Annotated in this window: 17 protein-coding genes; 9 read left to right on the top strand and 8 right to left on the bottom strand. The window is 69.4% G+C overall.

Translation table 11 applies throughout. From position 1 onward, the window contains the following. Positions 1–364 precede the first annotated feature (364 nt). Entirely contained in the window at positions 365–622 is a 258-nt protein-coding gene (locus tag NLI01S_RS19100; RefSeq protein ID WP_067606539.1) for a sulfurtransferase TusA family protein, read from the top strand. 230 nt (positions 623–852) lie between these two features. On the opposite strand, the gene rpsD is transcribed toward NLI01S_RS19100, so the two are convergent. The 7 genes from rpsD to NLI01S_RS19065 form a co-directional block, all read right to left on the bottom strand. Continuing rightward, on the bottom strand, positions 853–1,464 hold the full coding sequence (gene rpsD / locus NLI01S_RS19095) for a 30S ribosomal protein S4 (RefSeq protein ID WP_067606537.1): 612 nt from the start codon (positions 1,462–1,464) through the stop codon (positions 853–855). A 364-nt stretch (positions 1,465–1,828) separates the two neighbouring features. Continuing rightward, on the bottom strand, positions 1,829–2,800 hold the full coding sequence (locus tag NLI01S_RS19090) for a carbohydrate kinase family protein (RefSeq protein ID WP_067606535.1): 972 nt from the start codon (positions 2,798–2,800) through the stop codon (positions 1,829–1,831). 235 nt (positions 2,801–3,035) lie between these two features. After that, on the bottom strand, positions 3,036–3,386 hold the full coding sequence (locus tag NLI01S_RS19085) for a HesB/IscA family protein (RefSeq protein ID WP_067606533.1): 351 nt from the start codon (positions 3,384–3,386) through the stop codon (positions 3,036–3,038). A gap of 277 nt (positions 3,387–3,663) precedes the next feature. Next, entirely contained in the window at positions 3,664–4,269 is a 606-nt protein-coding gene (gene pspAB / locus NLI01S_RS19080; RefSeq protein WP_067606531.1) for a PspA-associated protein PspAB, read from the bottom strand. A gap of 49 nt (positions 4,270–4,318) precedes the next feature. Continuing rightward, the gene (htpX, locus tag NLI01S_RS19075) at positions 4,319–5,245 is read right to left on the bottom strand and encodes a zinc metalloprotease HtpX (RefSeq protein WP_067606529.1); all 927 of its coding nucleotides are present in this window, start codon (positions 5,243–5,245) and stop codon (positions 4,319–4,321) included. Between the two features lie 284 nt (positions 5,246–5,529). Further along, positions 5,530–5,808, bottom strand: coding sequence for a PspA-associated protein PspAA (gene pspAA / locus NLI01S_RS19070; protein ID WP_067606527.1), 279 nt, complete (start codon positions 5,806–5,808; stop codon positions 5,530–5,532). Beyond that, positions 5,805–6,569, bottom strand: coding sequence for a PspA/IM30 family protein (locus NLI01S_RS19065; protein WP_084392717.1), 765 nt, complete (start codon positions 6,567–6,569; stop codon positions 5,805–5,807). The genes pspAA and NLI01S_RS19065 overlap by 4 nt, the downstream gene beginning before the upstream one ends. A gap of 96 nt (positions 6,570–6,665) precedes the next feature. On the opposite strand from NLI01S_RS19065, the gene NLI01S_RS19060 reads away from it, so the two are divergent. Both NLI01S_RS19060 and NLI01S_RS19055 read left to right on the top strand, forming a co-directional pair. After that, positions 6,666–7,337, top strand: coding sequence for a DUF3043 domain-containing protein (locus NLI01S_RS19060; protein ID WP_067606523.1), 672 nt, complete (start codon positions 6,666–6,668; stop codon positions 7,335–7,337). 162 nt (positions 7,338–7,499) lie between these two features. Next, positions 7,500–8,504 (top strand): aldo/keto reductase family protein, encoded by a 1,005-nt coding sequence (locus NLI01S_RS19055; RefSeq protein WP_067606521.1) that lies wholly within the window; start codon positions 7,500–7,502, stop codon positions 8,502–8,504. A 69-nt stretch (positions 8,505–8,573) separates the two neighbouring features. Here NLI01S_RS19055 and NLI01S_RS19050 read toward each other — a convergent pair whose 3' ends face one another. Next, positions 8,574–8,783 (bottom strand): hypothetical protein, encoded by a 210-nt coding sequence (locus NLI01S_RS19050; RefSeq protein ID WP_067606519.1) that lies wholly within the window; start codon positions 8,781–8,783, stop codon positions 8,574–8,576. A gap of 206 nt (positions 8,784–8,989) precedes the next feature. Between NLI01S_RS19050 and NLI01S_RS19045 the strand changes: the two genes are divergently transcribed. From NLI01S_RS19045 to NLI01S_RS19020, 6 genes are all read left to right on the top strand, one after another. Continuing rightward, the gene (locus tag NLI01S_RS19045) at positions 8,990–9,982 is read left to right on the top strand and encodes a bifunctional adenosylcobinamide kinase/adenosylcobinamide-phosphate guanylyltransferase (RefSeq protein ID WP_067606517.1); all 993 of its coding nucleotides are present in this window, start codon (positions 8,990–8,992) and stop codon (positions 9,980–9,982) included. 38 nt (positions 9,983–10,020) lie between these two features. After that, positions 10,021–10,770 (top strand): adenosylcobinamide-GDP ribazoletransferase, encoded by a 750-nt coding sequence (locus NLI01S_RS19040; protein WP_067606596.1) that lies wholly within the window; start codon positions 10,021–10,023, stop codon positions 10,768–10,770. Positions 10,771–11,042: 272 nt separating this feature from the next. Continuing rightward, positions 11,043–12,563, top strand: a complete 1,521-nt coding sequence (locus tag NLI01S_RS19035) for a leucyl aminopeptidase (RefSeq protein ID WP_084392715.1) — start codon at positions 11,043–11,045, stop codon at positions 12,561–12,563. A 143-nt stretch (positions 12,564–12,706) separates the two neighbouring features. Then, the gene (lpdA, locus tag NLI01S_RS19030; protein ID WP_067606512.1) at positions 12,707–14,083 is read left to right on the top strand and encodes a dihydrolipoyl dehydrogenase; all 1,377 of its coding nucleotides are present in this window, start codon (positions 12,707–12,709) and stop codon (positions 14,081–14,083) included. 103 nt (positions 14,084–14,186) lie between these two features. Then, on the top strand, positions 14,187–15,953 hold the full coding sequence (sucB, locus tag NLI01S_RS19025) for a 2-oxoglutarate dehydrogenase, E2 component, dihydrolipoamide succinyltransferase (protein ID WP_084392713.1): 1,767 nt from the start codon (positions 14,187–14,189) through the stop codon (positions 15,951–15,953). A gap of 184 nt (positions 15,954–16,137) precedes the next feature. Continuing rightward, the gene (locus NLI01S_RS19020) at positions 16,138–16,695 is read left to right on the top strand and encodes an NADPH-dependent FMN reductase (protein WP_067606508.1); all 558 of its coding nucleotides are present in this window, start codon (positions 16,138–16,140) and stop codon (positions 16,693–16,695) included. Positions 16,696–16,809 lie beyond the last annotated feature (114 nt).

The following is a 16,809-nucleotide window of genomic DNA, read 5'->3' as shown; positions in this document are numbered from 1 at the left end:
GCGGCCTAAGTATCCAAAGCTTTTCAGGGGGAAACATTATCGCGAACCGGTCGAGGTGCCGTTCATGGGCTCACCTGGTCAGCGTGTTGTGCCAGGCGTGCCCTCCCGGAACGCTCGTCCGTCTCGCGGAGCCGGGCCAGGTCGCCCGCGAGGGACTTCCTCCCGGCTGGCTACGAGGCGCGGCCCGGCGTATCCCCGGACCCTCGGCCGGGTTCCCGCACATCACCGCCGTGGGCGGGGGTGTGCGCGTTCTCGGCACGAGACTAAGGCGAGCGTATCGCTGGGTTTACGACACCCTTAACCGGGTGCGCCTTTTCGAGCGGCCCAGGTCAAGATAAGGACACAGGACGACGACCGACGAGGAGTGGACGTGCCCGAGCGACCGACCGAACAGCGACCCCTGGTCACCGTGGAGGCGGTGGGCCGCAAGTGCCCTGTTCCGATCATCATGTTGGCCGCCCGATTGCACGAAGTGCCCATCGGTGCGGTCATCGCGGTCACCGCGGACGATCCCGCCGCGAGCGCGGACATACCGTCCTGGTGCCGGATGAAGATGCACGAGTTCGTCGCGGAGCGGCCCTTGGCGCGGGGTAGCGCTTTTCACATCCGACGGATGTACTGACCGTCCGGAGACGTCCTCCGCACTGGAACGGGACTTTCGGTTCCGTTGCGATAACGATTGGTACCGGCCGGTTTTTCGACACGGCGCGGAGCACCCGCCCGCCCCTCCCCCGAAGGTGAGGCGAGGGGCGGGCACAACACGAAGGCCGCGCGGACCGGGGTCCGCGCGGCCTTTCCCGCGGTCGGGGCCCACACCCGGTCAGGGGCCGGTCCCTTCGGTGCGGGAGGTGCCTAGCGAGCGTAGAACTCGACGACGAGCTGCTCGTCGAAGGGAACCGGGATCTGCTCGCGCTTGGGGCGGTCGATGACCGCGACGCGCAGGTCCTTGTGGCTCACGGCCAGGTAACCGGCGATCTTGTCGTCGGCGTGGACGCCCTCGGCGGCCTCGACGAAGGGGACCATGGAGCGGGACTTCTCCCGAACGCTGATGATCTGGCCCGGCTTGACCTGGTACGACGGGATGTCGACCTTCTTGCCGTCCACGGTGATGTGGCCGTGGTTGACGAACTGACGCGCGGCGTAGATCGACGCGGCCAGACCCGAGCGCAGGACGACCGTGGCCAGACGCAGCTCGAGCTCGGTGAGCATCTCCTCACCGGTACGGGCGGCGCGCTTCTTGGCGTTCTCGTAGACGCGGAGCAGCTGCTTCTCGGTCAGGTCGTAGTACCAGCGCACCTTCTGCTTCTCCGCCATACGAACGGAGTAGTCGGAGCTGTTGCGACGAACACGACGACCGTGCTCACCGGGCGGGTACGGACGCTTCTCGAAGTAGCTGACCGCCTTACGGGTCAGCGGAGTGCCGGCGCGCCGGGACAACCGCACCTTCGGTCCGGTGTAGCGCATGCATAGTCCTTTCAGGATGAATCAGGGAATCCCAGGTAAGGCTGGCCTAGAACTGGGAGGCGCCGGAGGCGCCCGAGCCCCGTGCCCGCAGATGCGAGGCGAACGGAAGGCGGGTTCCCCACCGCCGCGCGCGACCCCGCGCGAACGGCTTGGGCGAATGAACCGGTACGCGTTTCAGCGCGCCGGGGCGGCACAGGTGCACCTGTGCGGGTCGCGACCATCCACTTTACGGGGTCCGGAGCACCACCCCGACCACAACCGCGGTTCTCGTGGCCGTGGGCGGTGCCCGGCTCCCGGATCGCGAACCGAAGAAGCTCTAACGGAGGCCCCGAACACGGGCCGAAGCACCGGCAAAGGCCCAAAGCTACAGGTACGGCTTGACCTCGGCGGCGGCGTCCGCGCCGTAGGAGCGCTCGATCCGCTCCAACAGGCTCTCGGAGGTGAGGGTGTACTCCTGCGGGCCGTCGGCCTCAAGGCAGTGCACGGCGGTGGCGTTGCCGACCTGGGCGGCGCGTTCCAGGGACAGGCCCCAGGAGTGCGCGGCCAGGAAGCCGGCACGGAAGGAGTCGCCCATGCCGGTGGGATCGACCAGCTCGCCCACGGCGGCCGCCTCGACCCGGATACTCTCCTGGCCCTGGCGATCGATGCGAGCGCCCTTGGCGCCCAGGGTCGTGACGCGGGTACCGACCTTGGTGAGGATCTGCTCGTCGGACCAGCCGGTCTTCTGCTCGGCCAGGGCCTTCTCGTACTCGTTGGAGAACAGCAGACCGGCTCCCTCGATGAGGGTGCGCACCTCGGGGCCCTCCATCCGGGCGAGCTGCTGGGAGGGGTCGGCGGCGAAGGGGATGCCGCGGGTACGGCACTCCTCGCTGTGGCGGACCATCGCGGCCGGGTCGTCCGCGCCGATGAGGACCAGGTCGAGTCCGCCGAGCCGGTCGGAGATCGGCTGGATCTCGATGTTGCGGGCCTCGGCCATGGCGCCGGCGTAGAACGAGGCGATCTGGTTCTGGTCACGGTCGGTGGTGCACACGAAGCGCGCGGTGTGGCGCAGTTCGGAGATGAGCACGGAGGAGGTGTCGACTCCGTGACGGTCCAACCAGGAACGGTACTCCTCGAAGTCCTGTCCGGCCGCGCCGACCAGCACGGGATTCAGGCCGAAGGCGCCCAGACCGAAGCAGATGTTGGCCGCGACGCCACCACGGCGCACGTCCAGCTCGTCGATCAGGAAGGACAGGGACAACTGCTGGATCTGCTCGGGGATGATCTGCTCGGCGAACCGACCCTCGAAGGACATCAAGTGGTCGGTGGCGATGGATCCGGCAACCGCGATACGCACGGGAGGTGGGCTCCTTGGTGGGAAAGAGGAATCGGCGCTCGGGGCGAGCCGGCCGAGCCGCCACGGGCACGTGCCCGTTCGGACCTGCCAAGGGTACCCATGACGCGGGCCCAATAGCCTTCCCCCACCCAAAAAACGGAAAGGGAGGATGGACGCGGACGCGCGTCCATCCTCCCCATCGACCCGGTTCCGAGCCACGGGGGTGACCGAACACCCCCGAGCGAAGCGGCGGCGCTTAGTTGAACGAGTCGCCGCAGGCGCAGGAGCCGGTGGCCATCGGGTTGTCGATGGTGAAGCCCTGCTTCTCGATCGTGTCGACGAAGTCGATGGTCGCCCCGGTGAGGTAGGCGGCGCTCTTGCGGTCGGTGACGACCTCGACCCCGCTGAAGTCCGTGATGATGTCACCGTCGAGGTCGCGCTCGTCGAAGTAGAGCTGGTAGCGCAGCCCCGAGCAACCACCGGGCTGCACACCCACGCGAAGGCGCAGGTCGTCGCGGCCCTCCTGGTCGAGCAGGGACCGGACCTTGCCGGCCGCCTCGTCGGTGAGGATGACTCCCTGCGCGGTGTCCTCGGTCTGAACCGTCATGTCGTAAAGCTCCTCTGAAAAGGGGTTGCGGCCGCCTGGCGACCCCGGTCGCTCACGAGGCAGGCCCCGAGGGTCCTGTCCTCTTCAACGGGTCCCAACACCGGGGACCGATGAGGCATTCCACCGTTCGGCCACTGTGTTCGCCCTGTCACCGCAAGGCCCCACGGTGTGCGTGTGACCTGGGCGACGTACGGGCCTGCCCGTATCCACCAGGGTAAGCCGGGCCGCGCCCCAATGCCATCTTCCGAAGGTCACTCCGGGCCGTCCCGGGTGGGTGTCAAAGCCCCGGCGCGCCGTAGACGGGGAACCAGCGGGACCGGTCCTTCTCCATCGGCAGGTCGTCACCGATCGCCGCCTCCACCTGAAGCTCCAAGGCGTTGTCCCGACGCTTGCCGCCCGCGGGCGCGAAGGGGTAGAAGGTGCCTCGTTTGTACAGGTACACCAGGCCCACCGAGCGACCGGAACCGTCGGTGAAGCCCACCAACGAGCAGAGCAACGAGGGACCGTAGCCGTTGACCTCCAAGGTGGAGTTGACCGCGTGCAGGTCGGTGACCAGGCCGCTGATGTCGGTGTCGGCGAGTGCGTCGCCGCTCGCGTCCTCCGGGGTAGAGGCGCCGCGCACCACCAGCCACGTGTAGCCGTAGTCGTCGGTGGTCTGCTCCACCGGCGGACCTTCGTCGGCGTCGAGCAGCGCGGTGACGTCGCGTTCGACGTCGGCGAAGGCGGCGCCCTCCGCGGCTCGGAAGGCCACCGAACCACTCCCGGTGGGCACCAGGCCCACCCCGGCCCGCAGGGTCAGCGCCGCGGTGGGCAGGCCGAAGAGTGCGTCGAGATCGGGCTCGACCGCTTTCGACCGTCCCAGCAGTGCGCGCCAGAAGCTCATGAGGGTCCTCTCTGTATCCCGGTCCCGGCTCCCCGGACCCGATCCCGTCTCAGGCGCCGCGGCCGAGTTGGCGGGAGATGTCGGAGAGCTGGGCCAGCCGCTGTTCGACCGGCGGGTGGGTGGCGATCAGCTGACTCATGCTGAACCCCTTCTTCGCGAAGGCCGGAGCGAAGAAGAAGGCGTTGAACGGCTCGACCTGGCGTAGGTCCCGGGTGGGGATGGAGGCCATGTCGCCGGTGATCTTGGACAGCGCGCTGCCCAGCGTCGAGGGGCGGCCGGTGAGGTAGGCCGCGGCGCGGTCGGCGGACAGTTCGCGATAGCGGGACAGGGCGCGGGTGAGCAGGAAGCTCAGTGCCCAGGCGATGGCGCTGACCAGCACCACGAGCAGGGCGATGACGGCGGGCGCGGGGCCGTTGTTGTTGCTCCGGCCGCCGCTCGCACCGGTGAACATGGCGAAACGCAGTCCGGCCTGGGTGAGGAAGCCGGCGACGATGCCCAGGAATCCGGCGATGGTCATGACCATGACGTCGCGATGGGCGATGTGGGAGAGCTCATGGGCGATGACGGCCTCCAGTTCGGGACCCTCCAGGCGGCGCATCAATCCGGTGGTCACGCAGATGACCGCGGACTTCTCGCTGTGACCGGTGGCGAAGGCGTTGGGCACGTCGGTGTCGGCGATGCCGACCTTGGGCTTGGACATGTCGGCCATGGCGCACAACCGGTCGACCAGGGCGTGCAGGTCGGGGGCCTGGTCGGGGGTGACCTCCTTGGCACCCATGGAGAACATGGCGATCTTGTCGGAGGAGAAGTAGGAGAACAGCGCGAACGCGCCGACCAGGATCAGCACCAGCCAGATGTTGAGTCCGGCCAGCACCAGCCCCACGATGAACGCCACGTAGACCAGGATCAGGAGGAACATGGTCGTGACCATCCGGGTCGTCAGGCCCCGGTCCGGACGGAACTTCGAACCAGCCACGGCTTTCCCCTCCACGATGTCTGTTCCGGAGTGTAGTTCGACCAGGTGAGAAAAGGGTTAAAGCGGAAGCGTCGCGTGTTCGTCGCTCCGGTGTCACCGAGAAACACCACGGCCGCCGTGACGGATCACGGCGGCCGTGGGCGAAGAACACGCGCGAAGACACTGGGCGCGGGCCGGACCGGAAGGGAACCGGTCCTGCTCCGCGTCGTCGGCACGGGACCCACCCGGACGGTGGTGGTGGATCCCACGAGGCCACATGTCCGCTTCCGTTGTCCAGGGACGGGCTATCCGGGGATGAGCCCGTCGTCCTGCAACATCTTGCGGACCTCTTCCATGCTCGCGTCGGCGTGCGGCAGGATGAACTGCGAGGGCTCCAGGGAGTCGGCCGGCAGGGGCCTGCTGTCCTCACGCACCTTCGTCAGGAGGTCGTTCAGGGCCTTGCGGAACTTCTCCTCGTCGCCCGACTCGATCGCGGTCTCGAGAGCGGCGTCGAAGGAGTTGAGTACGTCGAGGTCGGCGTCGGTGAGGTCCACCTGGCCCTCACCCATGATGCGGACGATCACTGGCCCTCCCGGCTACCGTTACCACCCTCGATCTGCTGCGGAGCGGAACCACCGCTGCCGCCGCCCAGTTCGAGCTTCATCCGCTCGAGCTCGGCGTCGACACCGCTGGTGCTGGCCATACGGTCCAGCTCGCTCTGGATGTCGTCACGCGGACCGGTGCCCGTGACGTCGTCGAGGGCGCCGGACGCCAGCAGTTCGTCGACGGCTCCGGCACGGGCCTGCATCTCGGAGGTCTTGTCCTCCGCCCGCTGCACGGCCATGCCCACGTCGCCCATCTCCTCGGAGATGCCCGAGAACGCCTCACTGATCTGCGTCTGGGCCTGGGCGGCGGTGTAGGTCGCCTTGATGGTCTCCTTGCGCGTGCGGAAGGCGTCGACCTTCGCCTGCAGGCGCTGGGCGGCCATCGTGAGCTTTTGCTCCTCGCCCTGGAGGTTGGCGTGCTGCTCGCGCAGGCCCTCGATCTGACTGGTCAGACCGGAACGTCGGGTGAGGGCCTCGCGGGCGAGGTCCTCGCGACCCTGGCCCAGTGCCGCCTTGCCCTGGTTCTGCAGCTTGTCGGACTGTTGTTCGAGCTGCTGGATCTGGAGCTCGACGCGCTTGCGGGAGGTCGCGACGTCGGCGACGCCTCGGCGCACCTTCTGCAGGAGCTCGAGTTGTTTCTGGTACGAGTAGTCGAGGGTTTCCCTTGGGTCCTCGACGGAGTCCAAGGCCCTGTTGGCCTTCGACTTGAAGATCATCGAAAGTCGCTGAAACACGCTCATCGGCGTGGCCGTCCCCTTCTCGCTGCGTACATCGGCAGTTCCCAGCGGGCGCTTTGCCCAACCCTACGCGGTCTGGCCCGCGGTCGCCATAAAGCTATGACCGGCTACCCTGAGGGTGTGTTCCGACGTCGCTCCGCTTCCGCAGCCACGGATTCGGCCGCAGCCGAATCCGCCAGCCCTGAGGCCTCTGAGGCCACCCAACCTAAGGGATATACCCCCAAGAAGGGTGTGCCCACCCCCAAGCGCAGGGAATCCGAACCGGTCCCGCGCCGGCCGGTGAAGGCCCCCGAGACACGGAAGGAGGCCTACCGCGCCTACCGGGACCGTCTGGATCGCCAACGTTCCAAAGGCGTCACGCGTTCCGTTCCCGGCGCACCGAAGGGTGAGGACGCCCGGTACTACCGGCCCCAGGACCTGAGCCCTGCCCGTGCCTACGCGCGCGACTTCATCGACGCGCGCCGTAGTGCCAGTGAGTTCTTCCTGCCGTTCTCGATCCTGGTCATCCTGCTGCTCTTCGTGAACAATCCCGCGTTCCAGGTGGGTGTCGCGTACGTGATCTGGCCGCTGATGATGGTCACCATCATCGCCGAGGGCGTCTTCGTGGGCCGCACCGTGAAAAAGCGCGCCACTCAGTACTTCCCCGACGACGACCTGCTTCGCGGCATCGGCATGTACGCCGCCATGCGCCAGCTGCAGTTCCGTCGGCTGCGCCTGCCCAAGCCCCGGCTCAAGGTCGGCGAGGACCCCACCCCGAAGAGCGCACGCTGAGCGCCCATCCCCTCCCCGTCGTCCCGAAGACCCGAGGACCGGTGCCCGCACCGGTCCTCCTTCCTTCGCCCGGCCCCTCGCCGCGACGATTCCCGGGAACGTTCCCAGGCGCCGTGGGGCCGGTTGTGGTCACCCCATGGCCACACCACTAGAGTGCCCGTCATGGAATTTCGGCATCTGGGCAACACCGGTCTCATCATCAGCGAGATCGCCTACGGCAACTGGATCACCCACGGTTCCCAGGTCGAGGAGGACACCGCCACCTCCTGTGTCCGCGCCGCACTCGACGCGGGCATCACCACCTTCGACACCGCCGACGGCTACGCGCAGGGCAAGGCCGAGGAGATCCTCGGACGGGCCCTGAAGGGCGAGCGTCGCGACGGACTGGAGATCTTCTCCAAGCTCTACTGGCCCATGGGCGAGGGCAAGAACGACCGGGGCCTGTCCCGCAAGCACGTCGTCCGCGGCTGCGAGGACTCCCTGCGTCGGCTGGGGACCGACTACCTGGACCTGTACCAGGCGCACCGGTTCGACTACACCACCCCGCTCGAAGAGACTATGCGGGCCTTCGAGGACCTGGTCCGTCAGGGCAAGGTCCTCTACATCGGTGTCTCCGAATGGCGGGCGGAGGAGATCGAGCGGGCACTGAAGATCGCCGACGAGATGGGCTTCGACCGGATCGTCTCCAACCAGCCGCAGTACAACATGCTCTGGCGGGTCATCGAGTCCGAGGTCGTGCCGCTCTCCGAACGTGAGGGCCTCGGCCAGATCGTGTGGTCGCCGATCGCCGGCGGCATCCTCACCGGCAAGTACAAGCCGGGCCAGGAACTGCCCGCCGGTTCGCGCGCAGCCGACCCCAAGAGCGAGAAGTTCCTCGCGGACAAGGTCTCCGACCAGGCCCTGTTGGAGCGGGTGCAGGGGCTGGAGCCGCTGGCCGCCGAGGCCGGTCTGTCCCTGTCGCAGTTGGCCGTGGCCTGGGTCCTGCAGAACCGGAACGTGTCCACCGCGATCATCGGCGCCTCTCGTCCCGAGCAGGTGCGGAGCAACGTGGAGGCGGCCGGGGTCAAGCTCGACGCCGGACTCATGGCCCGTATCGACGAGGTCCTGGGCGACAGTGTCCAGCGCGACCCCGCGCTCACCAAGAGCCCGGAGAACATTCGCGGCTGAGGGCGTGAGCCGAACATGAGGAAGGGGCCCGATCGCCGACGCGATCGGGCCCCTCGCCGTTGCGTCGGCTCAGTCCTCGTCGCCGGTGAGGGGCATCGTGTAGACCTCGCGGTCCTCCTCCAGCAGGGTGACGGTTCCCACGCCCTCCTCCGCCAACTCGGACCAGGTCTCGCCCAGCCAGCTCTCGGCGTCGCCACGCGAGGTGAACGTCTCGGCGGGTACGTCGCCCGCCTCCACCGGTGCGCCGTCCGCCCCGTGGTATCGCCACGTCCACGCCATGTCCGACCGCCCTTCGTCGCCGCTGCCGCGGTGGTCGTCACCGCGACCTGTGCCGAGCTTAACCAAGGCCCGGCCCGAGATGCGGTTTACTTTCCCAGGTGCGTATCCGATTTCTGGGGACAGCGGGCCCCGCGGGCTGGCCCGCGCCTCAATGCACCTGTGCATCCTGCAACAAGGCTCGTTCGGACCGTCGACTTCCGCTGAGGGTGACCGTCGACGACCGGTTCCGTCTTCGTGAGTCCGGGACCGTCGGCCCGGTACCGCCCGACTACACGGTCACGTCCACCCCCGAGGGGATCCGGGTGGAGGCGCCCGACGGTGGTCGACTGCTGTACGCCCGTTCCGGCCCGGGCGCACAACCCGGCGGGCCGCCCGCCGAGGAACTTCCGGACGGCGCTTCGGCCTACACCTCGGCCTCCGAGAATCAGGTGGACATGGTCATCGTCGACGCCGCTCTGCGCCCGGAGGTGATCGGCGAGCTGCGCCGCTCGGGTGTGATCGGGGTGACCACCGCGGTGGTGGCGGTCGGCGGCGACCACCGGATCCGTTCGCCCCGCGAATTCGTCCGTCGGGCCCGGTTGTGGGGCGCCCTGGCGCCCACCGACGGCACGACGATGACCTGTCCGCCCTCGGTGTGGCCCGAGTCCCGACCGCGCGGTCCGCACCGGACCCTGGTGACCGGCGGTGCCCGGTCCGGCAAGTCCACCGAGGCCGAACTCCGGCTGTTGGCCGAACCGAAGGTCGTGTACGCCGCCACCGGTCCGATCCCCGACGACGCGACCGACCCCGAATGGGCCGAGCGGATCGCCCTGCACATCGGTCGCCGCCCCTGGTGGTGGCGGACCGAGCAGACCACCGAACTGGCCGGCCTGCTGCGCGAACGGCGGGGCGCGGTGTTGGTCGACTGCCTGGGGACCTGGCTGACGGCGGTGATGGACCGGAGCGGCCTGTGGGAGGAGGAGCCTCCCCCGGACGCCGAGGCCCACGTGGACGCGGCCATCGAGGAACTGCTGGAGGCCTGGCGTTCCACTCCGGCGTACGTGGTGGCGGTGACCAACGAGGTCGGTTCGGGGGTGGTTCCGGCGACCCGTGCCGGGCGGCTCTTCCGGGACCGGCTGGGACTGCTCAACCAACGGGTCGGCGCCGAGTCCGAGGAGGTCGTCCTGGTCACGGCCGGTCGCGTGGTGGAGCTTCGGTGAGCCGCGTGGGCGACGGGGACACCGTGGCGGGACTGCGCATGGCGGTGGGCACCTTCACCGTGTGGCCGGTGCGCGTCGAACGGGTGGACCGCGCGGTGGCCGGCCGGGCGATGCTGTGGGCCCCCGCCCTGGGAGCCCTGCTGGGCGCGGCGATCGGGTCCGTGGCCGGTTTCGGTACGTGGCTGGGGTGGTCCGCTCCGCTGGCCGCGCTCCTGGCGGTGGGCGCCGGAGCCCTGTTCACCCGAGGGCTGCACCTGGACGGTCTGGCCGACCTGGCCGACGGGCTGGGCAGTGGTCGACCCGCCGCGGACGCCCTGGAGGTGATGCGGCGCTCCGACATCGGACCCTTCGGTGTGCTGACCCTGTTGGTCGCGGTCGGCGCCCAGGCGCTGGCCTTGGCGGAGCTGGCGGAGGTCTCCTTCTGGGCGGCGGTCGTGGGCGCGACGACGGCCGGGGCCGCGGGGAGGCTGGCGGCGACTCTCGCGTGCCTGCGCCGGGTCCCCTCGGCTCGCCCGGACGGGTTGGGAGCGTTCGTCGCGGGCACGGTCGGCGTTCCGGCGGCGGTGGTGGTCTCCGCGGGTGTGCTCGCGCTGTGCGCCCTCGGATTGCTCCACTCCCCCGGATTCGCGCTCGCCTGCGCGGCCGGCACCGTGCTGGGGGTCGTCGTGGCCGCGGGGACGCTGCGGCACGCGGTACGTCGGTTGGGCGGGATCACCGGTGACGTTCTGGGGGCCTTGGTGGAGATCGCCGTGACGGCGACGCTGCTGGTGGCGGCCGCCCGCGCCTGATCGGTGCCCCCGCACGGGAACCGATGTAGCCATGATCACATTTATTCACACGGAGTTTCGGTGGGACTTCGCGGGGGCAACGAACCGCAGCGCCGCCGTTCCCGTGCGACGCCCCCTGAAAGTGACCAAAGGCGCCCACATCGCGCGGGAGGCATCCGACCTACCGGGGGGACGGCTCGCGACGCGCCAAGCCGCGGAAGGCCGTGTCAGAGCCGCGGCGAAGCGGGGCGCCGCGTCGCCGCGGGGGCCACGAGAGGACTAGCATCAGGGACGTGAGCACGACGTTGTCAGTAAACACGGAGTCCCCCAGTTCGCTCGACGCCGACGCGGTTGTCGTCGGTTATCACTCCGGAGGCGACGCTCCGGAGCCCGCGTCGGGCGCTCATTCCGTCGACGCCGCCTTCTCCGGCGGCCTCGGCACTACCCTGTCGCTCCTGGGAGCGAGCGGCGCCCCTGAGGAGGTGCACACCCTTGCCTCCCTCGGAGCCGTCAAGGCCCCGGTCGTCGTCGCGGTCGGTCTCGGCCCGGCGCCCACCGACGGTCCCGTCGACTCCGACGTGCTTTCCCGCGCGGCCGGTGCCGCGCTGCGTACGCTGAGCTCGCGTCCCGAGGGCGCGGGCCGTGTCGTGTTGGCCCTGCCCGCGACCACCACCGACCAGGTCGGTGCCGTGGCCCTGGGTGCCCGACTCGGCGCCTACGCCTTCGACCGTTACCGCACCACCGAGGCCGCGCAGAAGAAGGCGACCAAGAACGCGGAGGCCACGCTGACCCTGGTCAGTGCCGCCTCCGGTGCCGAGGACGCCATCGAGCGCGCCGCCGTCCTGGCCGAGGCCGTCTCCTACACCCGCGACCTCGTCAACACCGCCCCGGCCGACCTGGTCCCCGAGGACCTGGCCACCGCGGCGCAGGAGATCGCCCAGCAGGCGGACCTGGAGATCGAGGTCCTCGACGAGCAGGCCCTGTCCGAGGGCGGCTACGGCGGCCTCACCGGTGTCGGTCAGGGTTCGTCGAACGCGCCGCGCCTGGTGCGTCTGGCCTACAGCCACCCGGAGGCCGCCAAGAAGGTCGCCTTCGTCGGCAAGGGCATCACGTTCGACTCCGGCGGTCTGTCCCTCAAGCCCGCGGGCTCGATGGACTGGATGAAGTCGGACATGAGCGGCGCCGCCTCCGTGCTGGCCGCCATGCGGGCCATCTCCACCCTGGGCCTGAAGGTCAACGCCGTCGGCTACCTGGCCGTGGCCGAGAACATGCCCAGTGGTACCGCCCAGCGTCCCTCCGACGTGCTGAGCATCTACGGCGGCAAGACCGTCGAGGTCCTCAACACCGACGCCGAGGGCCGTCTGGTCATGGCCGACGCCCTGGTCCGCGCCCAGGAGGACGAGCCGGACCTGGTCGTGGACATCGCCACCCTCACGGGCGCACAGCTCGTCGCCCTGGGCACCCGCGTCTTCGCGGTCATGTCCAACGACGACGCCGTCCGTGACGAGGTCGTCGCGGCCGCGACCGCCGAGGGTGAGGCCTCCTGGCCGATGCCGCTCCCGGCCGAGCTGCGCGCCGGTCTCAACTCCGCGGTCGCCGACATCGCCAACGTGGCGGGCGAGCGCTGGGGCGGAATGCTCTCCGCGGGCATCTTCCTCAAGGAGTTCATCGAGGAGGGCAACAAGTGGGCCCACCTCGACGTCGCCGGGCCCTCCTTCAACCAGGGCGGTCCGCACGGATACACCCCCAAGGGCGGCACGGGTGCGGGTACCCGCACCCTCGTCCGCATCGCCGAGGACTACGCGAGCAAGTAGTCGGTCGGGGCGGCGCTCGACAACACCGAGCCCGAGCGCCGTCCCGAAACGGCACCCCACGGTCCGCCGACGGCGGACCACTTCGGCCCCGAACGGCCGTGGGGACCCATCACCATCAGCCACTGAACTAGGAGTTCGTTCCCGTGAGTGAGAACGGCGGTACCTTCGACCTTGTCGTCCTTGGCGGCGGCAGCGGCGGCTACGCGGCGGCGCTTCGCGCCGCCGAGCTGGACATGAACGTCGTCCTGATCGAGAAAGACAAGCTCGGCGGCACCTGCCTGCACCGCGGCTGCATCCCCACCAAGGCCCTGCTGCACTCGGCCGAGGTCGCCGACTCCGCCAAGGAGAGCGAAACCTTCGGTGTCAAGGCGTCCTTCGAGGGCATCGACATCGAGGCCGTGCACAAGTACAAGGACAAGGTGATCGGCGGCCTGTACAAGGGCCTGAGCGGCCTGATCAAGGCCCGCAAGATCACCGTCGTCGAGGGTGAGGGCAAGCTCACCGGCAAGGACGAGGTCACCGTCGACGGCAAGGTCTACAAGGGGAAGAACGTCCTCTTGGCGACCGGTTCCAAGCCCAAGACCCTGGGTCTGGAGATCGACGGCGAGAAGGTCATGACCAGTGACCAGGCCATGGAGCTGAACCGCGTCCCCGAGTCCGTCATCGTCCTGGGCGGCGGTGTGATCGGCGTGGAGTTCGCCAGCGTGTGGCGTTCCTACGGCGCCGACGTCACCATCGTCGAGGCCCTCAAGAACCTGGTCCCCATCGAGGAGGAGTCCAGCTCCAAGCTTTTGGAGCGGGCCTTCCGCAAGCGCAAGATCAAGTCCGAGCTCGGCAAGCCGTTCGAGTCGGTCAAGACCACCGACTCCGGCGTGGTCGTCACCCTCGAGGGCGGCAAGACCCTGGAGGCCGAGGTCCTGCTGGTGGCCATCGGTCGCGGCCCGGTCTCCGAGGGCCTGGGCTATGAGGAGCAGGGCGTCACCCTGGACCGCGGCTTCGTCCAGGTCGACGAGAACCTGCACACCGGTGTGGGCAACGTCTACGCGGTCGGCGACCTGATCCCGACCCTGCAGCTCGCGCACGTGGGCTTCGCCGAGGGCATCTTCGTCGCCGAGCACATCGCCGGGCAGAACCCGCCGGCGATCGACTACGACGGTGTTCCCCGCGTCACGTACTGTGAGCCCGAGGTCGCGTCCGTCGGTCTGACCACCGCGGTGGCCAAGGAGCGCGGTCACGACGTCGTCGAGATGAACTACAACCTGGCGGGCAACGGCAAGAGCCAGATCCTGCAAACCCAGGGCGCGGTCAAGGTCATCGCCGAGAAGGACGGGCCCGTGCTGGGCGTCCACATGGTGGGCAGCCGTGTCGGCGAGCTGATCGCCGAGGGGCAGCTGATCTACAACTGGGAGGCCCTGCCCTCCGAGGTGGCCCAGCTGATCCACCCGCACCCGAGCCAGTCCGAGGCGTTGGGCGAGGCACACCTCGCACTGGCCGGCAAGCCGCTGCACGTCCACGACTGATCGTTTCGCCAGGGGGCGGGCCTCCTGAGGCCCGCCCCCGACCACATCCGCGCTGCCCATCAAGGCCTGGGCAGGTACCGCGTCCAGATCCAACGAGGAACCCATGCCGACTTCCGTTTCCATGCCCGCCCTGGGTGAGAGCGTCACCGAGGGGACCGTCACCCAGTGGTTGAAGAACGTGGGCGACACCGTCGAGGTGGACGAGCCGCTCCTTGAGGTCTCCACCGACAAGGTGGACACCGAGATCCCGTCCCCGGTCTCCGGGGTGCTCACCAAGATCCTCGTCGACGAGGACGACACCGTCGAGATCGGCGCGGAGATCGCGATCATCGGTGGCGAGGGCGAGTCCGCCGACGCCCCGGCCGAGCCCGCCGCCGAAGAGCCCGCGCAGGCGGCCGAGCCGGAGCCGGAGCCCGCCCCGGCCGCCGAGGAGCCCGCCGCCGAGTCCGCTCCCGAACCCGAGCCCACCCCCGAGCCCGCCGCCGGTGGCGACGAGGGCACCGGTACCCCGGTGAACATGCCCGCCCTGGGTGAGAGCGTCACCGAGGGGACCGTCACCCAGTGGCTCAAGAGCGTCGGTGACACCGTCGAGGTGGACGAGCCGCTCCTCGAGGTCTCCACCGACAAGGTGGACACCGAGATCCCGTCCCCGGTCTCCGGGGTGCTCACCAAGATCCTCGTCGACGAGGACGACACCGTCGAGATCGGCTCCCGGATCGCCCTCATCGGTGGTTCCGGCGCCGCTGCCACGGACGAGCCCGCCGCTCCGGCCGCCCCGGCCGAGCCCGAAGCCAAGGCCGAGCCCGAACCCGAGCCGAAGCCCGCGAGTGCTCCCGCCCCGTCCACGCCCGCTCCCGCCGCACAGGAGCAGGACTCGACGGGCGGTCCCTCCGTGGACATCGAGACGCTCAGCGGAACGGGTCGCGCCTCCGGCACCGACGCCGTTACCGAGGCCTACGTGACGCCGCTGGTTCGCAAGCTGGCCTCCGAGCACCGTGTCGACCTGAGCCGTGTCTCCGGCACCGGTGTGGGCGGACGCATCCGCAAGCAGGACGTGCTCAAGGCCGCGGAGGAGCAGAAGGCCGCCGCGTCGGCGCCCGCCGCTTCGACCCCGGCCAAGAAGGTCTCCTCGGACACCTCGCTACGCGGCCGCACCGAGAAGCTGAGCCGTCTGCGCAAGTCGATCGCGGACCGCATGGTCGAGTCGCTGCGCATCTCCGCCACGACGACCCAGGTCATCGAGGTCGACGTCAGCAAGGTGGCGCGTCTGAGCGAGCAGGTCGGCGCGGACTTCGCCGAGCGCGAGGGCGTCGAGCTGAACTTCTTCCCGTTCTTCGCCGCCGCCACGGTGGAGGCCCTCAAGGCCCACCCGAAGGTCAACGCGGTGATCAACGCCGCCGACCAGACGGTGACCTACCACGACGTGGAGAACCTCGCCGTCTCGGTGGACACCGAGCGGGGCCTGCTCGCACCGGTGGTCAAGAACGCCGGCGAACTCGGTCTCGGTGACCTGGCCCGCAGCCTGACCGACCTGACCGAGCGCGCCCACACCGGCAAGCTCGGCCCGGACGAGCTGGGCGGCGGCACGTTCTCGATCTCCGAGACCGGCCACACCGGTGCGCTGTTCGGCACGCCGATCATCAACCAGCCGCAGGTCGCCATCCTGGAGACCGGCACCGTCGTCAAGCGTCCCGTCGTCGTCGAGGACGAGGCCGTGGGCGGCGAGGTCATCGCGGTCCGTTCGATGGTCTACCTGTCGATGGCCCACGACCACCGTCTGATCGACAGCGCCGACGCCGGCCACTTCCTGCAGACGGTCAAGGAACGCCTGGAAGAGGGCGCCTTCGAGAGCGAGCTGGGTCTGGCCTGACCCTTTCTCGTAGCGCCTGGAACGGCCCGGGGCCGGCACCGTACGCGGTGCCGGCCCCGGGCCGTTCCCATGCCGGAGCCCCCCATGGTGAGCATGGTGTCACCTTCCATTGCCTTGACCTCAAGCTAACTTGAGCTCGTACGCTGGGGGCGTACGTCCCTTCGCGCCCAGGAAAAGGACCCACATGCACCAGGAGAACCTTCGAGTGGCCGTCCTCCTCGGAGGCGGTCCCCGGGGACGCACGGGGCCCGTCATCGCGGCCTGGTTCCTCGACCTCGTAGCGGCCCGTCCCGGTGTGGACGTCGATGTCCTGGACGTGGGCGAGCACTGGGCCGACGACCAGGGCGCCGAAGCCACCGGGTTCTCCCGCGCGATCGACGCCGCGGACGCCTTCGTGGTGGTGACCCCCGAGTACAACCACGGCTATCCCGGTCCGCTCAAGAGCGCCATCGACTCGGCCCGCAAGGAGTGGTTCGCAAAGCCGGTCGCCTTCGTCTCCTACGGAGGGATGTCGGGCGGTCTGCGCGCCGTGGAGCAGCTGCGCGGGGTCTTCAGCGAACTGCACGTGACGTCGGTGCGTACCTCGGTGAGCCTGCACAACGCCCAAGGTCTGTTCATGGCCGGCACCGGGGGCGAGGAACTGCGCGGCGCGGAGGCCGCGGTGGACGAGATGCTCGACCAGCTGGCCTGGTGGGGCGAGTCCCTGCGCCACGCCAGACGCGACCGCCCCTACCCCGGCTAGGTAAGTGCTTCCAGGGTGTCGGGTGGGGGTGTCGGGTGTCGGGTGTGTGGGTGGGGCGCCTGAGGTCGAGAATCTGCCGGTGGTCTGGCGGGGGCTTCGGGCTGCTGGTGGGGC

The sequence above is a fragment of the Nocardiopsis listeri NBRC 13360 genome (assembly GCF_001570765.1).
In the GTDB taxonomy this organism is placed as follows: Bacteria; Actinomycetota; Actinomycetes; order Streptosporangiales; family Streptosporangiaceae; genus Nocardiopsis; species Nocardiopsis listeri.
The sequence above is the reverse complement of the archived record's forward strand: the minus strand, read 5'-3'. Positions and strand labels throughout refer to the sequence as shown.